Genomic DNA, 20,141 nt, shown 5'->3' on the forward strand with positions numbered 1-20,141 from the left:
GAACTCATATGAAACCATCAACCATCAATCAATCGAATGTACATGAATCAATGGATACGATTTTACAAGATGTACAGAATACCATTTTACAAACCAACGAAATCGAACGCTTCGCTGTTTTTTCTCGTGAAAAAACCATTCGACCTCGGCCATATCACCTCTCTCATTTATTTCTAGACCATCACATGGAGCAGGAGGCCGCAGCTGAATGGATACAAACGCAAATGGCTTCACCTGCTTTAGCAGACATGCCCCCAGCCATTTCCTATGGAGGGGATATAGATGTTCGTGCAGGAGCTCAAACCTTGCAGGACGCTCTAACTGAGGCAGCCAAATCAACAAATGGGCTGACTTATATCATCAATAGTGAAAATGAGCTCACGCAATCCTACGCGCAGTTGAAGGAGGATGCCGAGCGGGTGCTGACGGGTTTAAGAGCACTAGGCCTTGAGCCGGGAGATCCTGTGTTCTTTCAATTTTCATCGAATCATGCGATGGTCACGGCTTTTTGGGCATGTGTATTAGGCGGATTTGTCCCAACACTTGTATCGGCAGCCCCGACCTATCGGGAAATGAATGCCTCAGTGAAGAAGCTTCATCACGCTTGGAACCTGCTGGAGCATCCGCTCATTCTCACGGATGACTCGCTGATTGATGAGGTGCAAGGCTTAGCTTTACTGTGGCATACAGATCAATTACGTGTTGCAGCCGTTGAACCAATGCTTACTTTAGAAAGAGATTTAGAAGCACATCCAGTCACGCCTGATGATTCCGTCTTTTTTATCTTAACGTCTGGAAGTACGGGGATGCCCAAATGCGTAGAGCATTCTCATAGAAGCGTGCTGGCGAATGTCAAAGGAACGGTGGCAGCCAATGGGTTTACACAAGAAGATGTCTCGTTAGACTGGATGCCATTAGATCATATTGGCGGCATTGTCATGTTCCATCTTGTCAATGTGTACACAGGCTGTGAGCAGATTCGGGCAAGAACAGATGACTTCATCGCTCAGCCGCTGCGCTGGCTTGACTGGATGGACCGTTATCGTGCAACGAAGACATGGGCACCTAACTTCGCATTTGCGATGATCAATGATTATGAGAAAGAAATCTCTTCAGGGTCTTGGGATCTTTCTTCCATGTCGTGCATGATCAATGGGGCAGAAGCGGTCGTACCGAAGACGATCCACCGGTTTTTACACCTGCTCGCTCCGCACGGCTTAAAAGGAGACGTCATCAGACCGGCTTTCGGCATGTCAGAAATCTCATCAGCCGTTGTCTTCTCTTTTGCGATTGAGCGGGGAGATGAAAACAGCGGGGTTCTGACCTTTGAGGAAACATCGCTGACAGAGCAGCTAAGACCAGCGGAGGCACGCGACACTGGAACCGTCAGCTTTACAGAGTTAGGGAAACCGATTCCAGGTATCACGATTCGTATCGTCAACCATGAGCATGAGCTTCTTCCTGAAGATCATATTGGCAGCGTGCAAATCAAAGGGCCGACGACAATGAAGGGCTATTACAAGAATGACGAAGCGAATGAAGAGGTTTTTCAAACAGAGGGCTGGTTCCACACGGGTGATTTAGGTTTTCTGCATGAAGGAAGGCTGACATTAACTGGTAGAGAAAAAGACATGATCATCATCAACGGGAAAAATTATCACAACTATGAAATTGAAGCCATGGCAGAGGAAGTACCCGGCGTAGAAACAAGCTTTGTGGCTGCTTGCTCCGTGCGAATGGAGGCATCTGCATCCGATGAACTGATTCTCTTTTTTACACCGAAGCTGTATGAGCCTGCTTATATCATGAGGGCTAGCCAGCACATCAAAACCCATATTGCAACAAAAATGGGTCTTTCTGCATCGAGGATTATTCCTGTCCAAAAGCATGCCTTTCCGAAAACAAGCTCTGGAAAAATAGAAAGGGCACAGCTCAAGACAAGGTGGCAGGAAGGAGAATTCGACGAAATCATTAAGGAACTGGACATCAGACTTGAAAATGAACACACCTTGCCTGATTGGAGTTATCAAAAGAAGTGGACACCCGCTCCACTTCATAAAACTGAAAAGCAAACAGCAGGGGATACAGTGATCTTTGCGGATGCATTAGGGCTGGCAGATCAATTGAAATCCCTATCAAACAATGAACAAACCTATATTACGGTTGAACCGGGTCAAGCATTCACACAACTCACACAAACTCACTTCATCATCCACCCGAATCGGCCGTCAGACTACGAACAACTCTTTGAGACGCTCCGTTCGTATGGCGTTTCGGTGAAACAAATCATTCACCTTTGGAACTACACAAACAAGGAAGACACACTTCAAGCGGTAATGGCGAAGGAAACGCAGAAAATTGGCAGCATGAGTGCATTATATACAACAAAAGCGATTGCCGCCTATGAGGAACCTGTAGAGATCACTTTTGTCTCCGCTCATGCGATGAATCTGCCAGAAGATCAAACACATCATGTGGAAAAAGCAACGACAGCAGGATTGATGACAGCTGTACAGCATGAGTGGCCGTTTCTCAAGGTGCGGTGTCTTGATTTTTCTCTGACAGAATCGGCTGACCGTTCCCATGCATCAGCGATCATGACAGAGCTTACACAGGACACAAGCTGTCATATTGCTGCTTACCGTGAAGGTGTTCGTTATATTCCTCTTTTAACGCCGATTCATCTAGAAAGAGAGCAAAAGAGGAAGACACCACCATTTGAATCAACCGGACTTTACGTGATGACAGGCGGGCTTGGCGGAATAGGACGGATGCTAAGTGAACATCTTCTGACGTCCTATCAAGCGCATCTTGTTCTGCTTGGAAGAAAGGCACGAGCAGCTTTATCTGCGGAGCAGCAAGACGTATTGACCTCACTTGAGAAACAAGCGGAAAAACGAGGCGGCACTGTTCATTATGAAGAAGTGGACTTGACGGATGCAAAAGCCCTTGAAGCCCTTATCTCAAGACAAGAGGTGGCCCATGGAAAAAGGCTGCATGGCGTGATTCATTTCGCTGGCATTATTCAAGAAGAGCTGCTTGCTGACATGACGTCTGTGTCCTTACATGCGATGTACGAAGCAAAGGTATATGGCACGATTGCGCTTCATGAAGCGGCTTCTAAACGGAAGAACGTCTTATTTATTTCTAGCTCATCAGCACGAACATTGAAGGGCGGGATGACCGTAGGCGCTTACTCTGCTGCCAATGAGTTCGTTGAACAATTTGCTCATTATCAGAAGCTGACATCTACCGTGAAGCCATACTGCTTTAGCTTTAGCATGTGGGATGAGATTGGCATGAGCGAGGGTTCGATAATCAAAGGTATGTTAAAAGAAAGAGGCTATCTTCCGATTCCGAAGCGGGCGGGCTTCCAGACGATGCTGGCATGTTTAATGACAGATGCACCTCTCATTTATATGGGATTAGATCGGTCGAAGCAGGACATTCAAGAGATGCTTCATGCGGAGAGCCGAACAGAGAAAGCCGTGTATGTCTTTTACAAAACCGACAAAACAAAAGCCATTGAAGAACGGCTGTATCAGTCCATTTATACATGTTTGCAGACTCATCTATCTAGTGAATATTCCGTCCATCTATTTCCTGAGGAATACTGGAAAGAATCAGAGGATGGCATGCCGGATGAAGCGTATTTCAAAGCACTCATTGAGGAAAGCGGACAGGATGCAGAAGACAGAGCACCTCAAACGGAGACGGAGAAAGTTTTGGCAAGCATTTGGTCCGAACTGCTTGAAGTCTCAAATGTCAGCTGTGGTGATCACTTCTTTCTACTCGGAGGTCATTCGCTAAAGGCAACGCAAATGCTGTCAGCGGTGAGACAAAGAATGGGATTTGATGTGCCGCTCGCTGTTCTTTTCGAGCATACGAGACTTGGGGAATTAGCGGCATGGATCGATTCGCATGCAAAAGTGGATGAAGCGGTACAGGTACGGAAAATGGCAAAGGGCCAGGAGATTCCGATGTCCTATGCCCAGCAAAGACAGTGGTTTCTCTATCAATTACAGCCTGATCTGCCATTTTACAATAATACAATTTCCTTTCGGGTGAATGGATCTTTAGATGTGAAGGTACTTCAGCGCAGTCTTCAGCAAATGGTGCAAAGGCATGAGTCGCTTAGAACGTCCTTTACTATGAACGGCGATGAACCGGTGCAGATCATCCATGAGCATATGACCCTTCCAGAGCTTGATGTGGTGGATCTATCAGATTTAACGTCGCAGGAAGAAAAAGAACAAAAAGCGGCTGAATGGGCAAAAAGAGAGGCAAGCACACCTTTTCGCTTAGAGCATGATCCGCTCTTTCGTGTAAAACTTATTCGGCTGTCGGAAAGAGATCATTTGCTGCTGATGTCCATTCACCACATTGTGTCAGATGGCTGGTCGGTTGGGATTGCCGCAAGAGAGTTGTCTGAATATTATACAGCAATGATCGACAGGCGGGAGCCTAATCTATCGCCGCTGCCGATTCAATATGCGGATTACGCCCTATGGCAGAAGGAGTATTTGACTGGTGAGACGCTGCAAAAGCAGCTTTCCTATTGGAAGGAGCAATTTGCAGTCCCTGTAGAAGATTTGGTTTTGCCGTATGACTACCCGCGGCCAGCTGTTCAATCCTACAAAGGAAAAACGAAAAAATACCATCTGTCGAAGTCGCTGTCAGATCAGCTGGCTGAGCTTTCTAAAAAAACTGACAGTACCCTTTATATGACGCTGCTGACCGCCTTTTCAACACTGCTGCACCGTTTGTCTTCACAGGATGAGTTTGTGATTGGATCAGTCATTGCTGGGAGAAATCGGACGGAGATGGAACAACTCATCGGCTTTTTCGTCAATACGCTGGCACTTCGGATCGATCATAGCGGGAATCCTGCTTTCACTGATCTATTAGAACGGGTGAAAGAAACAACAATGGGCGCCTATGCGCATCAGGATGTGCCGTTTGAGATGGTCGTAGATGAGCTGAATATTGTACGTGAGGCTGGCAAACAGCCGCTGTTTCAGGTCATGTTCGTTTTGCAAAATCTGCCGCTTGAGGCTTCTCCGATGGGGGAGGCGACATCTGTTTTAGCTATTGAAGATAACGATACCGCCAAATTCGATCTATCTCTGTTTGTCTTTGAAGGAGCGGAGGGTCTTCAATTAAAACTGGAGTATGATGTGAACTTATTTTCTGACGAAACGATGGACCGGTTCCTTCGGTACTACGAGCAGCTGCTTGGGCGTATTTGTGAAAATCCAGCACAGCCGATCAAACAAATGAATTACCTGCCAGAAAAAGAGAAGCATCAGCTGCTCTATGAATGGAGCGGCAAAATGGATCAGCCGGCAGGCCCGCTTCTCATCACGGAACGGTTTGAAGCGCAAGTGAGAAAATCACCTGATGCCATCGCTCTCGAATTCGGGGAAGAGCAGTGGACGTATCATGTGTTACAAGAGAAAGTCGACCGGCTGGCGGCTTCTCTTCAGCAGCGAGGTGTGACGCCGCATGAACCAGTAGGACTGCTCATGGACAGGTCGCCTGAAATGATTCTTGGGGTGCTGGCGATTGTGAAAGCAGGAGGCGCCTATGTGCCGATTGATCCTGAATATCCAGATGCACGCATTGATTTTATGCTGAGAGATACAGGTATTCAGCTGTTACTGACAAAAAATGAATGCCTGAAAAAGGTGTCCATCAGTCAAACCGAACTCATTTGTCTTGATGAAGGATATGAAGAATTTTTATCAGAAGCAGAACTTATACCTGCTGCCCTAAAACCTGATGGACTCGCTTATATCAATTACACTTCAGGGTCAACTGGACAGCCAAAAGGGGTTTTGATTCCGCATCAAGCAGTCATCCGGCTTGTCTGTGAAACAGACTATGTCACTTTTGATGAACATACGCGCATTTTACAAATGGCCAGCTTCTCCTTTGATGCCTTTACGTATGAAATATGGGGAGCTCTTCTAAACGGGGGAAGGCTGATTCTTACCGATCGAAATACAGTTTTATCAATGGATACACTGGCTGACACGCTGACGTCATACAAGATCACAACAGGATTTCTGACAGTGCCGCTGTTCAACCGATTGACGGAGGAACATCCAGAAGCTTTATCTGGATTCGATGCATTGTTGGTCGGTGGTGATGCGCTATCAGCAGCTCATATTCGCAAGGCACTGCCATATTTACCTGAAGGTCTTTTAAACGGCTATGGACCAACTGAAAATACGACGTTCTCTTGTGTGTATCACATTCGCTCATTAGACGAAGAGCAGACGACCGTCCCTATCGGTCAGCCAATTGCTTATTCACAAGCCTATGTATTAGACGACCAGCTGCAGCCGGTTCCGCAAGGTGTCATTGGAGAGATTTATGTTGGCGGAACAGGGCTGGCACTAGGTTATCTTGGAGATGAAGAAAAAACATCGCAATCATTTATCCCGCATCCTTTCTATAAAGGAGAGCGTTTATATAAAACAGGTGATATGGGCCGCTGGCTCCCAAATGGCATCATCGACTGCCTTGGAAGAATCGATCATCAAGTGAAAATACGCGGACATCGCGTCGAATGCGGCGAAATTGAAGCCGCTATGTTGAGTGTTGAAGACATCATAGAATGTGCGGTCATTCCGCATCAGCATGAGAGTGGTCATAAGCGCCTCATCGGTTACTTTGTCCAAAAAGGTGCATGGACCCAGCAAGACCTTCGCCGCAAGTTAAAAGATCGACTGCCAGATTATATGGTACCGAGCCTATTCATAGAGCTCGAGGAACTGCCGCTCACGCCAAACGGCAAGGTAGATCAAAAGCGTCTCCCGCCGCCAGTGTGGAGACAGGAAGAAGCAGACAAACCAGCAGATCAGGCGCTCAGTGAGGAAGAACAAGTACTTGAAAAGGTGTGGACTCAGCTTCTGGGCATTCCTTCAATCGGTGTTCATGATAACTACTTTGAGCTTGGCGGAGATTCTATTATTGTCATACAAATGGTGGCACGCCTAGCACAGGAAGGCTACATCATACAGCCGAGAGATGTATTTGAAAAACAGACCATTTCACAGCTGGCACGCGCGATGAAAAGAGCAGATGTGTCTGTGTCTTATGATCAATCACCTGTTACGGGAAATGTACGTCTGCTTCCAATCCAATCTTGGTTCCTTGAGCAATCGATGACAAACCAAGATTATTGGAATCTATCAGCTCATATTGAAATCAAGCAATCTATACAACCCGAACTGTTAACACAAGTTCTTTCAAAACTTGTCGATCATCACGATATGCTGAGAGCCATTTATACAAAAGCAGCAGACGGCGCATGGATTCAAACCATTCGTGCGCCCGGCATCATTCCTTGTGTCACATTCTTTGATTTGACGGATGTGTCTCACGAGGAAGCGATAGAGCAAATCCGCATGGAGACAAGTGCTTGTCAAGGAACACTGTCATTAGAGAGAGGAGAATTGATCAAATTTATTCTTTTTCAGACAAGTGATCGCACGTCTGAACTCTTCATCGCAGCCCACCATCTTGTGATGGATGGAATATCGTGGCGCATCATACAGGAAGATATCTTAAACGGGTTGAAGCAGGCTGCGTTAGGGCAGGAGATCACGTTTGCTAAGAAAACCGCTTCCTATCAGCAGTGGGCAGAGGCACTCTATGAATATGTACAAACTGATCAATTACAAGAGCAGGTTCCTTTTTGGCAAAAAATCATCGATCAAGAGGAAGAAGGTTCTCCTTTTCAAACACCTGCGCTTTTCAATATAGAAGAACATGCAGAGGTCCTGACTGTTCAACTGACGAAGGATCAAACAGACATTTTACTAAGGCACGCATCACAAGCGTACCGAACAGAAGTGAACGATTTACTCTTATCAGGACTCGCGCAAGCTGTTGGAAAGTCATTACTGATCACGTTAGAAGGGCACGGACGCGAAGATTTATTTGAACAGATGGATTTGTCACGGACAGTCGGCTGGTTTACAAGCTCTTATCCTATTTTTATTCCTTTTATTCAAACCGATGTTGAGAGGCAAATCAAAGATGTCAAAGAAACCTTAAGAGCTGTGCCGCAAAAGGGGATCGGCTATGGCTTACTCCAATACATGACAGCAGCGCGTTTACTTAAAACGGCAGCGCCGCAGGTGAGCTTTAATTACCTTGGACAGTTAGATCAAATAGACGGTGAGGCAAATCTGTATATAGCAGATGAACGAAATGGGCATGTACATGATCCAAAAGCAGAAAGACAGCATTTGATCGATGTGTACGGATACGTTGTCAATGGGCAGCTTCAGATGAATTTTATGATCAATCGTGAACTGCTTCAGGAGGAAGAGGTGCGTCAATTACCTGACCGATTTAAAGAAAAAATGGAGGATATTCTGACGCATTGTGTAGAGACAAAAGGCGGCTTTACGCCATCTGATTTTCCTATGGTCCAGCTGACGCAAAAGCAAATAGATGAGCTCCCAGACAATGTGGTAGATGTGTATCCACTATCTCCGATGCAGCAAGGGATGCTGTTTCATGCACTGTTAGATCAAGCGTCACAGGCGTATTTTGGTCAGGTGCATATGACGCTCGAAGGTTTAACGGACGGTGAAGCCTATGAAAAAGCATGGAATCTGCTTGTAGAACGTCATTCGATTTTACGGACAAGATTTGCTTGGGAGGGGCTAAAGGAGCCTGTCCAATTGATTCAATCAGAAGGAGTCATTCACCTCATTCAGCACGATGTGCGCCGCCTGAGTGAAATGGATCAGAAGAAAACCATTGAGCAGTATTTACAAACCGATCGTTCAAAGGATTTCGAATTAGAAGATGCGGCTGAACCGCTCATTCGTATCGCTCTATTCCATCGTGATGAGAAAACGTGCACGTTTGTTTTTAGCTTTCATCATATTTTAATTGATGGCTGGAGCCTGTTCGGCTTGATTGAGGAATCCTTTTCAATATATCGCTCGCTTGTGGATGAACGAGAGATGAACCTTCCTGCTGTGCGTCCATATAAAGATTTTATTGAGTGGCTGCAAAAGCAGGATCAAAAGAAGGCGCAAGAGTTCTGGAAACATTACATGTCAGGAGTAGAGGAAGCCACACCACTACCAGGAGACGGAGAGCAAGCTTCGGAAAAAGGAGCAGGTATTGATCAAATTAGTATCAAACTGACACCTGACATGCAGCAGAAGCTGGAGAAAATGACAGGGACACAGAAGGTCACGATGAGCACACTGCTTCAGGCGGCGTGGGGTCTGCTCTTGCACCTTCATTCAGGCTCAGAGGATGTTGTGTTCGGTGTCACAGTATCTGGCCGGCCGGCGGACTTACCAGAGGTTGAAAGCATGACAGGTCTCTTTATTAACACCTTGCCGCTCCGTTTGCCGATCACACGAGACAAGACCATTGCCGAGCTGCTGACACAGACGCAGGAAACGGTTTTCCACATGAGAGAATTCGAGTATACCGTACTGCCAGATATTCAGCAGATGACCCAAATTCCGAATGGAGAATCATTGTTTAACAGCATTGTCGTGTTTGAAAACTATCCGATTGAATCTGTAGAACCATATGGTGTACGGATCTTAGACATAGCCAGTCATGAAGAAACAAACTATGACCTGACCCTTGTGGCTGTCCCGGGAGATACGCTGGAGCTTCGGGTCACATACCGCTTCAATCAATATACAGAGAAACAAATACAATCACTGATGCAGCAGCTGGTCCATACACTTGAAGCCATGACAGAACAAGTGGAGACACCACTCTCTTCCTTCACGATCGTGACAAATGAAGAAAAAGAGCGGATGATCACCGATTGGGCGAAAAATGCACAAGTCAGCGTGCTGTATCCAGATCAAGAAGAGGTCTACTCAGGTGTGCATGATCCTTCGTGTGAGACAGAAATCTATGTCCTGAGCGAAGAGCATCAGCTCATGCCAGTAGGATTTCCTGGAGATATTTTTATCGGTGCAGAGGGTATCAAGGCACTTTGCGGAGAGCTTGCCGATTGGATGGAGACGCATAAAATTCCGCATCCATTCAAACATCAAACAGGTGAATACCTCTATCCGACAGGGGATGTCGGCGTTTGGACTGAAAAAAACAAGATTCAGATTTTGGATTGGGTGTAGGAGGAGAAGAACGATGTTAATAAGTAGAAGAAAAGGCCATGCAGCAAATCATATCGTCAGAATCAACGGAAAACGAATCGATCTCAAAGCATTAGAACAGGTCATGATGCTTCATTTTCCGCTAAAGGAATGTGCATTCATCCCGAAGAAAAATGAAGAAGGCAGCCTCTCGCTTGTGTTATTTGCACAGGCGAAGGACCCTTCGCTGACAAGAGAGGATCTGATGACAGGCGTGCTTCACCCTGATGAAGTGCCAGCCGCTCTCGTCTTATTGCCTTCCTTGCCAAGGGCAGAAAGTGGAGCAGTCGATACAGAAGCACTGCTTTCGATCGACATCATGGATGAAGAGAGTTTGAGAAAGATAGAAGAACGTACGAAAGCCATAGATGGAGTGGATGAAGCGGCCGCTCTTATTGAAAGCCAGACAGAAAAACAAACGCCTTATCACCTAGATGATCTATTTCCTAATCGGCAGCGTGCGCAAGGGAACGTATCGATCTCGAAGGGTGAAGAGGGCGAAATAGTGCAAGCATCTGCCCATGAAAAGCCGCCCGCACTAGTGTATGGCGGGGATGTCATCAAAAAACCAGGCACACCTGTCACACTGACAGAGGTGTTGATTCGATCAGCCTTTATGTCACCTGAACGCGGGGTAACCTATATCAAAGAAGGCGGGCGCACGTTGACCCAAACCTATCCTGAGTTACTCACAAATGCAGAACGGATTCTGTCTGGTTTAAGGAAAGCAGGGCTGACAAACGGTGATCAAGTGTTACTTCAATTGAAAGATCATCAAGATTTCATCACTGTGTTTTGGGGCTGTATTCTCGGTGGCATCATTCCGACCCCAGTCTCTGTACCGCCTGTTTATGATGAAACGAATCAAGCTGTGAACAAGCTGAAAGGTGTGTTTCAGCTTCAAAATGAACCGTTCATTATTACGAATGAAGCAAGTGCTGAGGACATTGCTGGGCTGCGTGAGGCATTTGAAGCAAAAGACATGCCTATTTTAACAATCGAAACATTGCTCTCGTGTGAGCCGGATGAACAGCATTATGAGCCAGAGCCAGATGAGCCTGTGCTTCAGTTGCTCTCTTCAGGAAGTACGGGTGTGCCAAAGTGTATCCGTCACAACCATCAAAGTATTTTATCTAGAATCATCTCCTTTGAGCAGACAAATGGCTTTACGCATGAGGATGTGTCGCTTAACTGGATGCCGCTTGATCATGTAGGAGGCATTGTCATGTTTCATGTGCATGACGTCTACTTTGGCTGCCAGCAGATTAGTCCATCCATTGATCAATTTATCGAACGGCCGATGGTGTGGCTAGATTGGGTAGAAACATACGGCGTCACAAGGACATGGGCACCGAATTTTGCTTTTGCGATGATGAATGAATATGAGGACGACATCCGCAAGGGGAGATGGGATCTCTCTACACTGACTTATATCATGAATGCAGCTGAAGCAGTTGTACCAAAAGTGACGCAGCGCTTCATGCATATGATGGGTCAGCACGGATTAAGCCGCCATGCGATGGTGCCGGCGTATGGCATGTCTGAAACATCTTCAGCCATTGTTCAATCAAAGAAATTCATGCGGCATGATGATCAGGATGGACAGCTGACGATTGATCAGACTTCGTTAACAGGTGAGATCCAATATGTGGCAGAAGATCATCCGCACAAAATGACATTTACAGAAGTCGGCGCACCGATTCCGTCTGTATGGATTCGGATTGTAGACGAGCATCATCATGTGCTGCCAGAAGATCAGGTCGGGCGCTTGCAGGTGAAGAGTCCGACGATTATGATGGGCTATCATCAAAATGAGGAAGCCAATCAAGAGGTATTTGCGGAAAACGGCTGGTTTCACACGGGAGATTTAGGGTTTATTCACGAAGGGCGTCTTGTTCTGACAGGTCGAGAAAAGGACATCATCGTCATCAACGGAGCCAACTATTTGAATTACGAAATTGAAGCAGTTGTGGAAGAGGCGGACGGGGTAGAAGTCACCTTTGCCGCTGCGTACGGCATTTACAATCCTGAATCAAGCAACGACACACTTGCCGTCTTCTTTGTCACACAAAAGGATTCGCTAGAGGAACAAATCACGATGATTCAGCAGATTAGAGCAGCCATCATTCGTAAAATTGGCATAGAGCCTGATCACATCATTCCAGTGGAAAAGAACCAATTTCCGAAAACAGAAAGTGGAAAGATCCAACGTGCTCAGTTAGGTGCGGCGCTAAAAGAAGGGGTATTCCGTGACATTGAAAGGGCACTGGACCTTGCTTCTGAAAATGAACAAACACTGCCAGATTGGTTTTTCAAACGCACTTGGGCAAAGGAGCAAATTGGTCCGTATCAGCCTGCTGCTGATCATGTACTCGTTTTCGAGGATGAAAAAGGGCTTTACCAATCACTTTACGCCCAATTGGAACAAAGAAATCAACCCTATGTTTCTGTGAAAAAAGGACATGAATTTTTGCGTCTGTCCAAAGGGATGTACCAGATGAACCCGAGAATCAAGGGGGATTATGTCAGGCTCGTTGCAGCACTTGAAGCAGATGAATTAAAGACAGGGTGTATACTCCACCTGTGGAATGTGACAGACAAAGAAGCCATCGTTGAGCCTGCGCAGTTCACAGAAGTGCATGCGAGGTCCAATCAATCGATTTTGTACTTGTATCAAGCATGGAGGCAAGAAAACAAAGAGACAGTCCGGCTTGTTATCGTGACAAAGGGTGGTCAATTTGTAAGCCCTGAAGACGATCTTCATGTGGAGAAAACATCGCTCGTTGGTTTGTTAAAAACCATCCCGCAAGAATGGGAAGGAGCAGAGGTGTCCCATATAGACATTGAAGCGGAGCAAGTGGAACAGGATGCAAAGAACATTGTTGATGAGCTGTCGGCGATTCATATAAAAGCAGAGGTAGCATACCGAAAAGGGCACAGGCTCGTACCAAAGCTGGAAAAAGTCGATATGATGCAAGCACCTCAAACAGAAGGATTTTTAGAATATGAAGGACTTTATTTGCTGACTGGAGGACTTGGCGGTATTGGGTTTGAACTGTCTAAGCAGATGCTTCAATTTGGCCTAAAGCTTGTATTGATTGGAAGAACTTCTCTGGAAGCCAACATTGAAAAGAAAGAAGCGTTCTCACAGCTAAAAGACCTCGGTGATGTCATCTATGTACAAGCAGATGTGACCGATTTAACTGACGTCGAGCAGGCGATTTACAAAGCAGAAAAACATTTTGGGCAATCCATCAGGGGCGTGCTGCATTTAGCTGGAGCGGGCAATGTGTCTGAGCATTTTCAGCAAACGAATAAGTATACATTGGCGCATACGTCAGAAGAGGATTTTATGAAGGAATTGTCAGGGAAAGCAGACGGAGCGTTTGTCCTGCAGGAAGCCTTCAAGCATGACCCGGCAGTACCACTCGTCTTTTTTGGATCAGTGAATGGCTTTTTTGGCGGCACAACATTCGGGGCTTACTCTGCGGCCAACAGCTTTTTAGATGGGCTTGCGCACACGCTCACCTTTCAAGAAGGAAGACGGGCGATCTCTTTGAACTTCAGTATGTGGGATAATCTTGGTTTGTCAAAGGGACATACCGGCGCAGCCCTTACCGTCCGAAAGGGATTTCAATTGATTGGAAAGAAGCAAGGTCTCCATTCATTCTGTCTAGGTGCTCGGCTGAATGAAGCGCATCTATTTGTCGGCCTAGACGGAGCCAACCCAGAAATCGCAGCGTATCTTCAGCCAGCGCCAATACCGACTTTTGAGAAAAAGCTTTTTTACACAGTTCAGCCTGGCAAAGAGGTGCATGTTGAAGAAATCGCAGGTGGAACAAAAGGTGACTGGGATATTCAGCAAGTACAAGAAATACCAAAAAAACTAGATGGCACTATTGACCATGAAGCCCTCAAGCTGAATCATCACAAAAATGGACAACCTCTTGAAAAACAATTGCCAGAAACGACAACAGAGCAATTGCTTGCTGCCATATGGGAGGACATTTTAGACGTTGATCGTGTATACAAAGAGGATCAATTCTTTGACCTTGGCGGACATTCATTAAAGGCGACTCAAACCATTTCACGGATCAATCATGAGTTTTCAATCAAGGCGCCTTTAAAAATATTATTTGAAAGCAAGCATTTGGCACATTTGGCGCAAATGGTGGATGACATCAAAGAGGCACCGGCTGTTCAGGAAGCCAATATCCCAAAGCTGGAAAAGCGAACAAGCTATGAGCTGTCACATGCTCAGAAGCGTATTTGGTTCTTATCCACATTAGAAAAGAGCCATCATTACAATATATTAGGTGCTTGGAAGCTGACAGGACAATTGCACATTCAAGCGTTAACAAAAGCGATCGGTCTATTAACGAAACGTCATGAAGCACTGCGTGCAACTTTTCAATCGCTTGGCGGCAAGCCGGTTCAACTGATACGTGAAGACCTTCCGCCATCCGTCACAGTTGCGAACTTCTCATTATTTAATGAAAAAACAAGAACGAGAAGACTCAAGCAGCTTATTCAGCAAGAAGCGAATCGCATTTATGATTTAGAAAGAGGGCCTCTTGCGCAGTGGACGATTGTAGATATGGGCAATGAAGAATTTTATCTTCTTTGCGCGCAGCACCATATCATTTCAGATGCATGGTCGCTCAGCCTGCTCATTCAGGAATTAGAAGCGGCATATGATGGGCTTCTTGCAGATGAATCGCCGCAGCTCCCAGCGCTGGAAATCGAATGGACAGATTATGTCCATTGGGAAAATGAGCAAGTAACGCATCATCAAGCAGACCAAGCCTATTGGCTCGATCATTTACAAGGTGATCTTCCAGTGTTAGAGCTGCCGTTTGATCGTCCTCGTCCGCCAGTTCAAACATTTAACGGCGCTACAGAGCAAATCGTTTTGGAAGATACGCTTATCCGTCGTTTGCAGGCTTTGTCCAAGCAGCAGGGCACAACGCTGTTTATGACGATGCTGTCGGCGTACTACGTCCTGCTTCACAAGCTGTCTGGACAGACAGATATCATCATTGGCTCACCGATCGCAGGGCGGGATGCCAAGCAATCAGAGAAACTTGTTGGAATGTTTGTGAATACACTCGCACTGAGACAGGATATCTCCACATCAGCTACGTTTGCTGATGTCATAGAAAACGTGAAAGAGATGACATTAAAAGCATTTGAGCATCAGCGTTATCCATTTGATAAGCTTGTCGATGATCTTTCGTTAGATAGAGATTTAAGTCGATCACCTATTTTCCAAGTGGCCATGGGGTATGTAACAGATTCTCTCCATGTCAATCTCAAAGGGCTGACAAGTGAACATGTGATGGTCCATCATACAGTGTCTAAATTTGATCTCACCTTGCATGTATTTGAACACGGAGATCAGCTGTCCATCCATGTTGAATACAATACAGATTTATTTGATCAAGAGACCATTCATCGGTATATGAATTATTATCTTCATCTGCTAGATAGTATGACGGCTCAGCCTGAACGTACATTTTCTGATTATTGCTTAATGGATAAAGCGGAACAGGCTGCGATGATTATTGGGAAAAACCAAACGGCTACGCCATATCCAAAACGGACCATTCAAGAGCTGTTTGAAGAACAGGTGCAGCGTGATCCGCACCGCATTGCCTTGTCTTATTTGGAAGAGCACATGACGTATCAAGAGCTGGATGAGAAGGCCACACAGCTTGCTGCTTACTTGCAGTCAAAAGGAGTTGGACCGGGTTCACTTGTACCGATGCTTTTTGATCGTTCCTTTGACATGATTGTCTCAGTGCTAGGCATCGTCAAATCTGGTGCTGCATATGTTCCGATGTCACCAGAATATCCAGATGCGCGAATCCGACTCATTGTTCGCGATACGCAAAGTGATGTGATCATCACTCAGTCTCATTTAATAGAGCGTCTAGTAGACTTTACAGGTACAAAGATTGACATGGACAAGCCATTACCAGAAACAGATGCAGTGTATCAAGGAGAACAATCAATCATTGGAGAAGACCAGTTAGCCTATGTCAACTACACATCAGGTTCAACAGGTACACCAAAAGGCGTCATGCTCCCTCATGCAGGAGTTGTCCGTCTGGTGAGAGAAACAAATTATATGAAACTAGGTCCAGATGATAAGATGCTTCAGCTCTCAAACTATGCTTTTGATGCCTTTACATTTGAGTTATGGGGCATGCTGCTGAATGGCGGTCAGCTCATTCTAATTCCGAAATATGCCGCACTGAATATGGATGAATTATCACGGCTGATCAAAGCATATCAAGTGACAGCCAACTGTCTGCCAACCGCTTTATTCAATCGGCTGGTAGAGCACGATCCAAAAAGTGTAGCAGGCTACCGCACATTACTCGTTGGCGGAGAAGCGATGTCCAGCGAGCATGCACGAAAGGCACTGCAGCATATGGAGGGTGTACTCATCAATGCTTACGGTCCTACAGAAAACACGACCCTAGCCACAACACATCAAGTCACGCACATGCCAGAGGAAGCAAGGTCAGTTCCAATTGGTGTCCCAGTATCGAATTCAACTGTCGTCATACTAGATGATGCGCTCAATCCAGTGCCAGCAGGCGTCAAAGGAGAAATTTACATCGGCGGCACAGGGCTGGCAAAAGGCTACCTTCATGATCCAGAGCGGACGCAGGAACGGTTTATAGACAATCCATTCCCTGAACTAGGGGGAGACAGGCTGTATCGTTCAGGTGATCTTGGTACATGGCGTTCAGATGGCACCATTGAATATCTCGGCCGAAAAGACAACCTCGTGAAAATTAGAGGCTACCGGATTGAATGTGGAGAAATAGAGACAGCTCTCCTCAAACATCCACAAGTAAAAGAATGTACAGTCATCGCCAAAACGTATGGCAGCTCAAAACGGCTGGCGGCCTATCTTGTCACAGACGGAGAGAATCCTGATCCAGGGTGGAAAGCATTTTTACAGGAAAGCCTGCCAGGCTACATGATTCCAAGTTACTTTATTGTCATGGACGAAATGCCAGTCACAACAAACGGAAAGGTTGATCAAAAAGCACTGCCAGAGCCGACAGAAACGATCTCTCATTCTCAGGGAGATGACAAACCAGTCACTGAAACGCAGGAACAAATTGTCACAGCTTTCAAGGATGTACTTGGTGTTAAACAAGTAGGCATACATGACTCATTCTTTGATTTAGGCGGCGATTCAATTATGAGTATCCAAGCCGTAGCCAAATTAAAAGAAAAGGGGATTCGGATTGATCCAAAATGGATTTTCATGCATCCAGCACCGGCTCAGCTAGCCGCACATGTGGACGCAATGCCAGAGGACGGGGAGCACGCCGAAAGGTCTCCAAAGGACTATGTGATTGAGCTGAAAAAAGGCGATCCAGCCGAGCCGAGGATTTTCTTTGCACCGCCTGCCGGTGGAACGGTGATGGGCTATATTGATGTGGCTAAGCTGATGACACATCAAGGTGCTGTGTACGCCTTGCAGTCTCCTGGCTTATATGAGGATGAAGAACCGCAATTTCTTCATTACACAGAGCTTGTGTCTATATTTGTTGAAGCCATTGAGACCTTCTATCGACCTGGTGTTGACTATCTAGCAGGGCATTCAATGGGCGGGCACCTAGCCTACGGAATGAATCAGCGGCTCTGCCATGCAGGAAAAGCGCCGAAAGGACTCATCATTTTAGATACGGTCCCGGTGTTAAGAGATGAGGCTGATCAGGCGCTCCATGCGGATATGAACGAAGAAGAAGTAAAAATGCTTGCACTTGTCCTTGGAATGGGAAATCTCGTCGGTATCCAGCCAGAAGCATTACAAGGGCTGAGCTTCCAAGAAGTGAAGCAAAGAATACTCAAAGAGGCAGAAAAGGATGAAGTGGTTCATCAATTTATGAATGATCAGTATTTAGATAAATATTTGCAAATGCAAACGCATAATACGATCATGTCACAAGCCATTGAATTAGAAAAAGAACCATTCGATGTGCCATTTTATATTGTACAAAGCAGTGATCACGCCATTGATTTCCAGAAGAAGTTCTCAGATTGGGAGGCTTATACGAAAGGATCGTGCTCGTATTATCACATCAAAGGAGACCATGTCACCATGATGAAAAGGCCGCAGGCGGATGAACTGGCACGAATTCTTCAAACGATGATAAAGGGGTAAGAACGTATGAATCATTTATTTAAAACCTTTGAAAAAAAATCAGACCTTATTCAGCTTATTTGTTTTCCTTTTGCAGGTGGTTATTCCGCTTCGTACCGCCCGCTTTTTGAACAGCTAAAAGACACCGCTGAAGTAATAGCAGCAGAACCACCAGGTCATGGAACCAATCTCATGCCGCTCGAAACGAGCATTGACCGATTGGCTAATATGTACAAAGAAGGGCTTTCGGGCAACCTGAACCGTCCATTTATCCTGTTCGGACATTCCATGGGAGGACTTGTCGTGTATAGACTGACGCAGCTGTTAGAAAAGGAAGGAATTGATCCTGCAGCAGTCGTGATCTCGGCCATTCAGCCGCCGCAAACAAAACGACAGATCTTGACCCATTTATCGAATGAAGCATTTGTTCAGCATATTGCCGAAATGGGCGGGATACCAAAGGAATTATTAGAGAACAAACCAATGATGGATTACTTTACGCCATCCTTACGTGCAGACTATCAGGCGCTGGAAACCTTCCAGCACAAAGATCAATCCATCATCGAAACACCTGTTTATTTATTCAATGGAACACAAGATGAAAAATGCATGCAAGATGCAAACGGCTGGCTGCCATGGGCAAAAACCATCGAACGCACCAATTTCGAAGGAGGGCACATGTATATCAACACACACCTCAAGTCCTTTGCAGAACAGATGAGACATGTGATCGACCTTGCAAACAAACCACAATTAATGAAACATTAAAAGAAAGCGGTCCTCCTTAAAGGGACCGCTTTTTCTTATGAATTCCGCTTCTTGACTACATTCCCGCCAATCACTCCGCCAATGACCAGCACACCTCCGATGAGATGATACCAATCGATTGTTTCATGTAAAATGAGGACCCCAGCGGCGACTGTAATAAACGCAGATAAATTGTTAAAGATGCTGACCTTTGCCGCTTCAAGCTGAGAAAGGGCATAGTTTGATAAATATGCCGTGAGAAGTGAAGAAAGAATGCCTAAAAAGAGCATTGACCATACAAAGGATGGTTGTGTAAATGGGCTGAAAAATTGCAGCGTTGTTCCGTTAACTGAATGCCGGATGAGCGCAGCGGCATTGAAGAAGACAAATCCAAAGAATGTCATCACGAAAGTGAGTTCAATCACATGGAAGCGCCGTGTAATCACCCGGGCAAATACACTGTATGCACTGGAAGATAAGGCTGAAAGCAATATCAGCACATAGCCGGCCATGTGTGTATGTTTTACATCAATTCCCTTCATAACGAAGAGAAGCATCACTCCGCACACCGAAAGAATGGTAAACAGCACTTGGATCCATGTCGCGCGTTCTTTTAAAAACCACGCGGCCAGCACCATTGTCAAAATAGGAATCGTTGCCTGAATAATACCAGCCTCTGACGATGAGGTATACATCAGCCCCCATACTTGAAAAGCAAAAAACAACACAGGGTAAAGCAAGGAAAACGGTACGATGTAGAGAAGATCACGCCATTGAATGGAGAGGCGGATCTTCTTTCGTAAAAATGGAAACAGCAATAGTGCGGCTGCAAAAGAAATGGTAAAGCGATGTGCCAATAAATCAATCGGGTTTGCTGATTCTAATGCAATTTTGACAAACAAAAATGAAAAACCAATGATCGTCGCGTAGCCTATCGCGGCAGCATACGCCTTCTGTTTTGAAATGTCCACAAGATTTGACTCCTTATACGAGCATGCATGCTTCAGATGAATTGACCGGTTCTGTTCTTCTATCGTAATCGGATCATCTAAGGTGTACAATAAGAG

General features: G+C 45.7%; 4 protein-coding genes. 3 read left to right on the forward strand and 1 reads right to left on the reverse strand.

What is annotated here, in order from left to right:
• The first annotated feature begins 8 nt into the window (after positions 1 to 8).
• Genes SB660_RS06225 through SB660_RS06235 form a run of 3 tightly spaced genes read left to right on the forward strand, consistent with a single transcriptional unit; the run spans position 9 to position 19,095 of the window.
• Positions 9 to 10,139 carry a non-ribosomal peptide synthetase gene (locus SB660_RS06225; protein WP_410581797.1) on the forward strand — a complete coding sequence of 3,377 codons (10,131 nt, stop codon included), beginning with the start codon at positions 9 to 11 and terminating at the stop codon, positions 10,137 to 10,139.
• A 13-nt stretch (positions 10,140 to 10,152) separates the two neighbouring features.
• A complete protein-coding gene (locus SB660_RS06230) occupies positions 10,153 to 18,348 on the forward strand; it encodes an amino acid adenylation domain-containing protein (RefSeq protein ID WP_410581799.1) in 8,196 nt (2,731 codons plus the stop codon).
• A gap of 6 nt (positions 18,349 to 18,354) precedes the next feature.
• Positions 18,355 to 19,095, forward strand: coding sequence for a thioesterase II family protein (locus tag SB660_RS06235; RefSeq protein ID WP_180309594.1), 741 nt, complete (start codon positions 18,355 to 18,357; stop codon positions 19,093 to 19,095).
• Between the two features lie 35 nt (positions 19,096 to 19,130).
• On the opposite strand, the gene SB660_RS06240 is transcribed toward SB660_RS06235, so the two are convergent.
• Positions 19,131 to 20,045, reverse strand: coding sequence for a DMT family transporter (locus SB660_RS06240; protein WP_180309593.1), 915 nt, complete (start codon positions 20,043 to 20,045; stop codon positions 19,131 to 19,133).
• Between the last annotated feature and the right edge of the window lie 96 nt (positions 20,046 to 20,141).

The sequence above is a fragment of the Bacillus sp. SIMBA_005 genome, assembly GCF_046535585.1.
Taxonomy (GTDB): domain Bacteria; phylum Bacillota; class Bacilli; order Bacillales; family Bacillaceae; genus Bacillus; species Bacillus pumilus.

What these genes read in the sequence shown, in the direction of transcription:
- SB660_RS06235 (WP_180309594.1), top strand. Translation starts at nt 18,355, where the DNA reads ATGAATCATTTATTTAAAACCTTTGAAAAAAAATCAGACCTTATTCAG.
- SB660_RS06230 (WP_410581799.1), top strand. Translation starts at nt 10,153, where the DNA reads ATGTTAATAAGTAGAAGAAAAGGCCATGCAGCAAATCATATCGTCAGA.
- SB660_RS06225 (WP_410581797.1), top strand. Translation starts at nt 9, where the DNA reads ATGAAACCATCAACCATCAATCAATCGAATGTACATGAATCAATGGAT.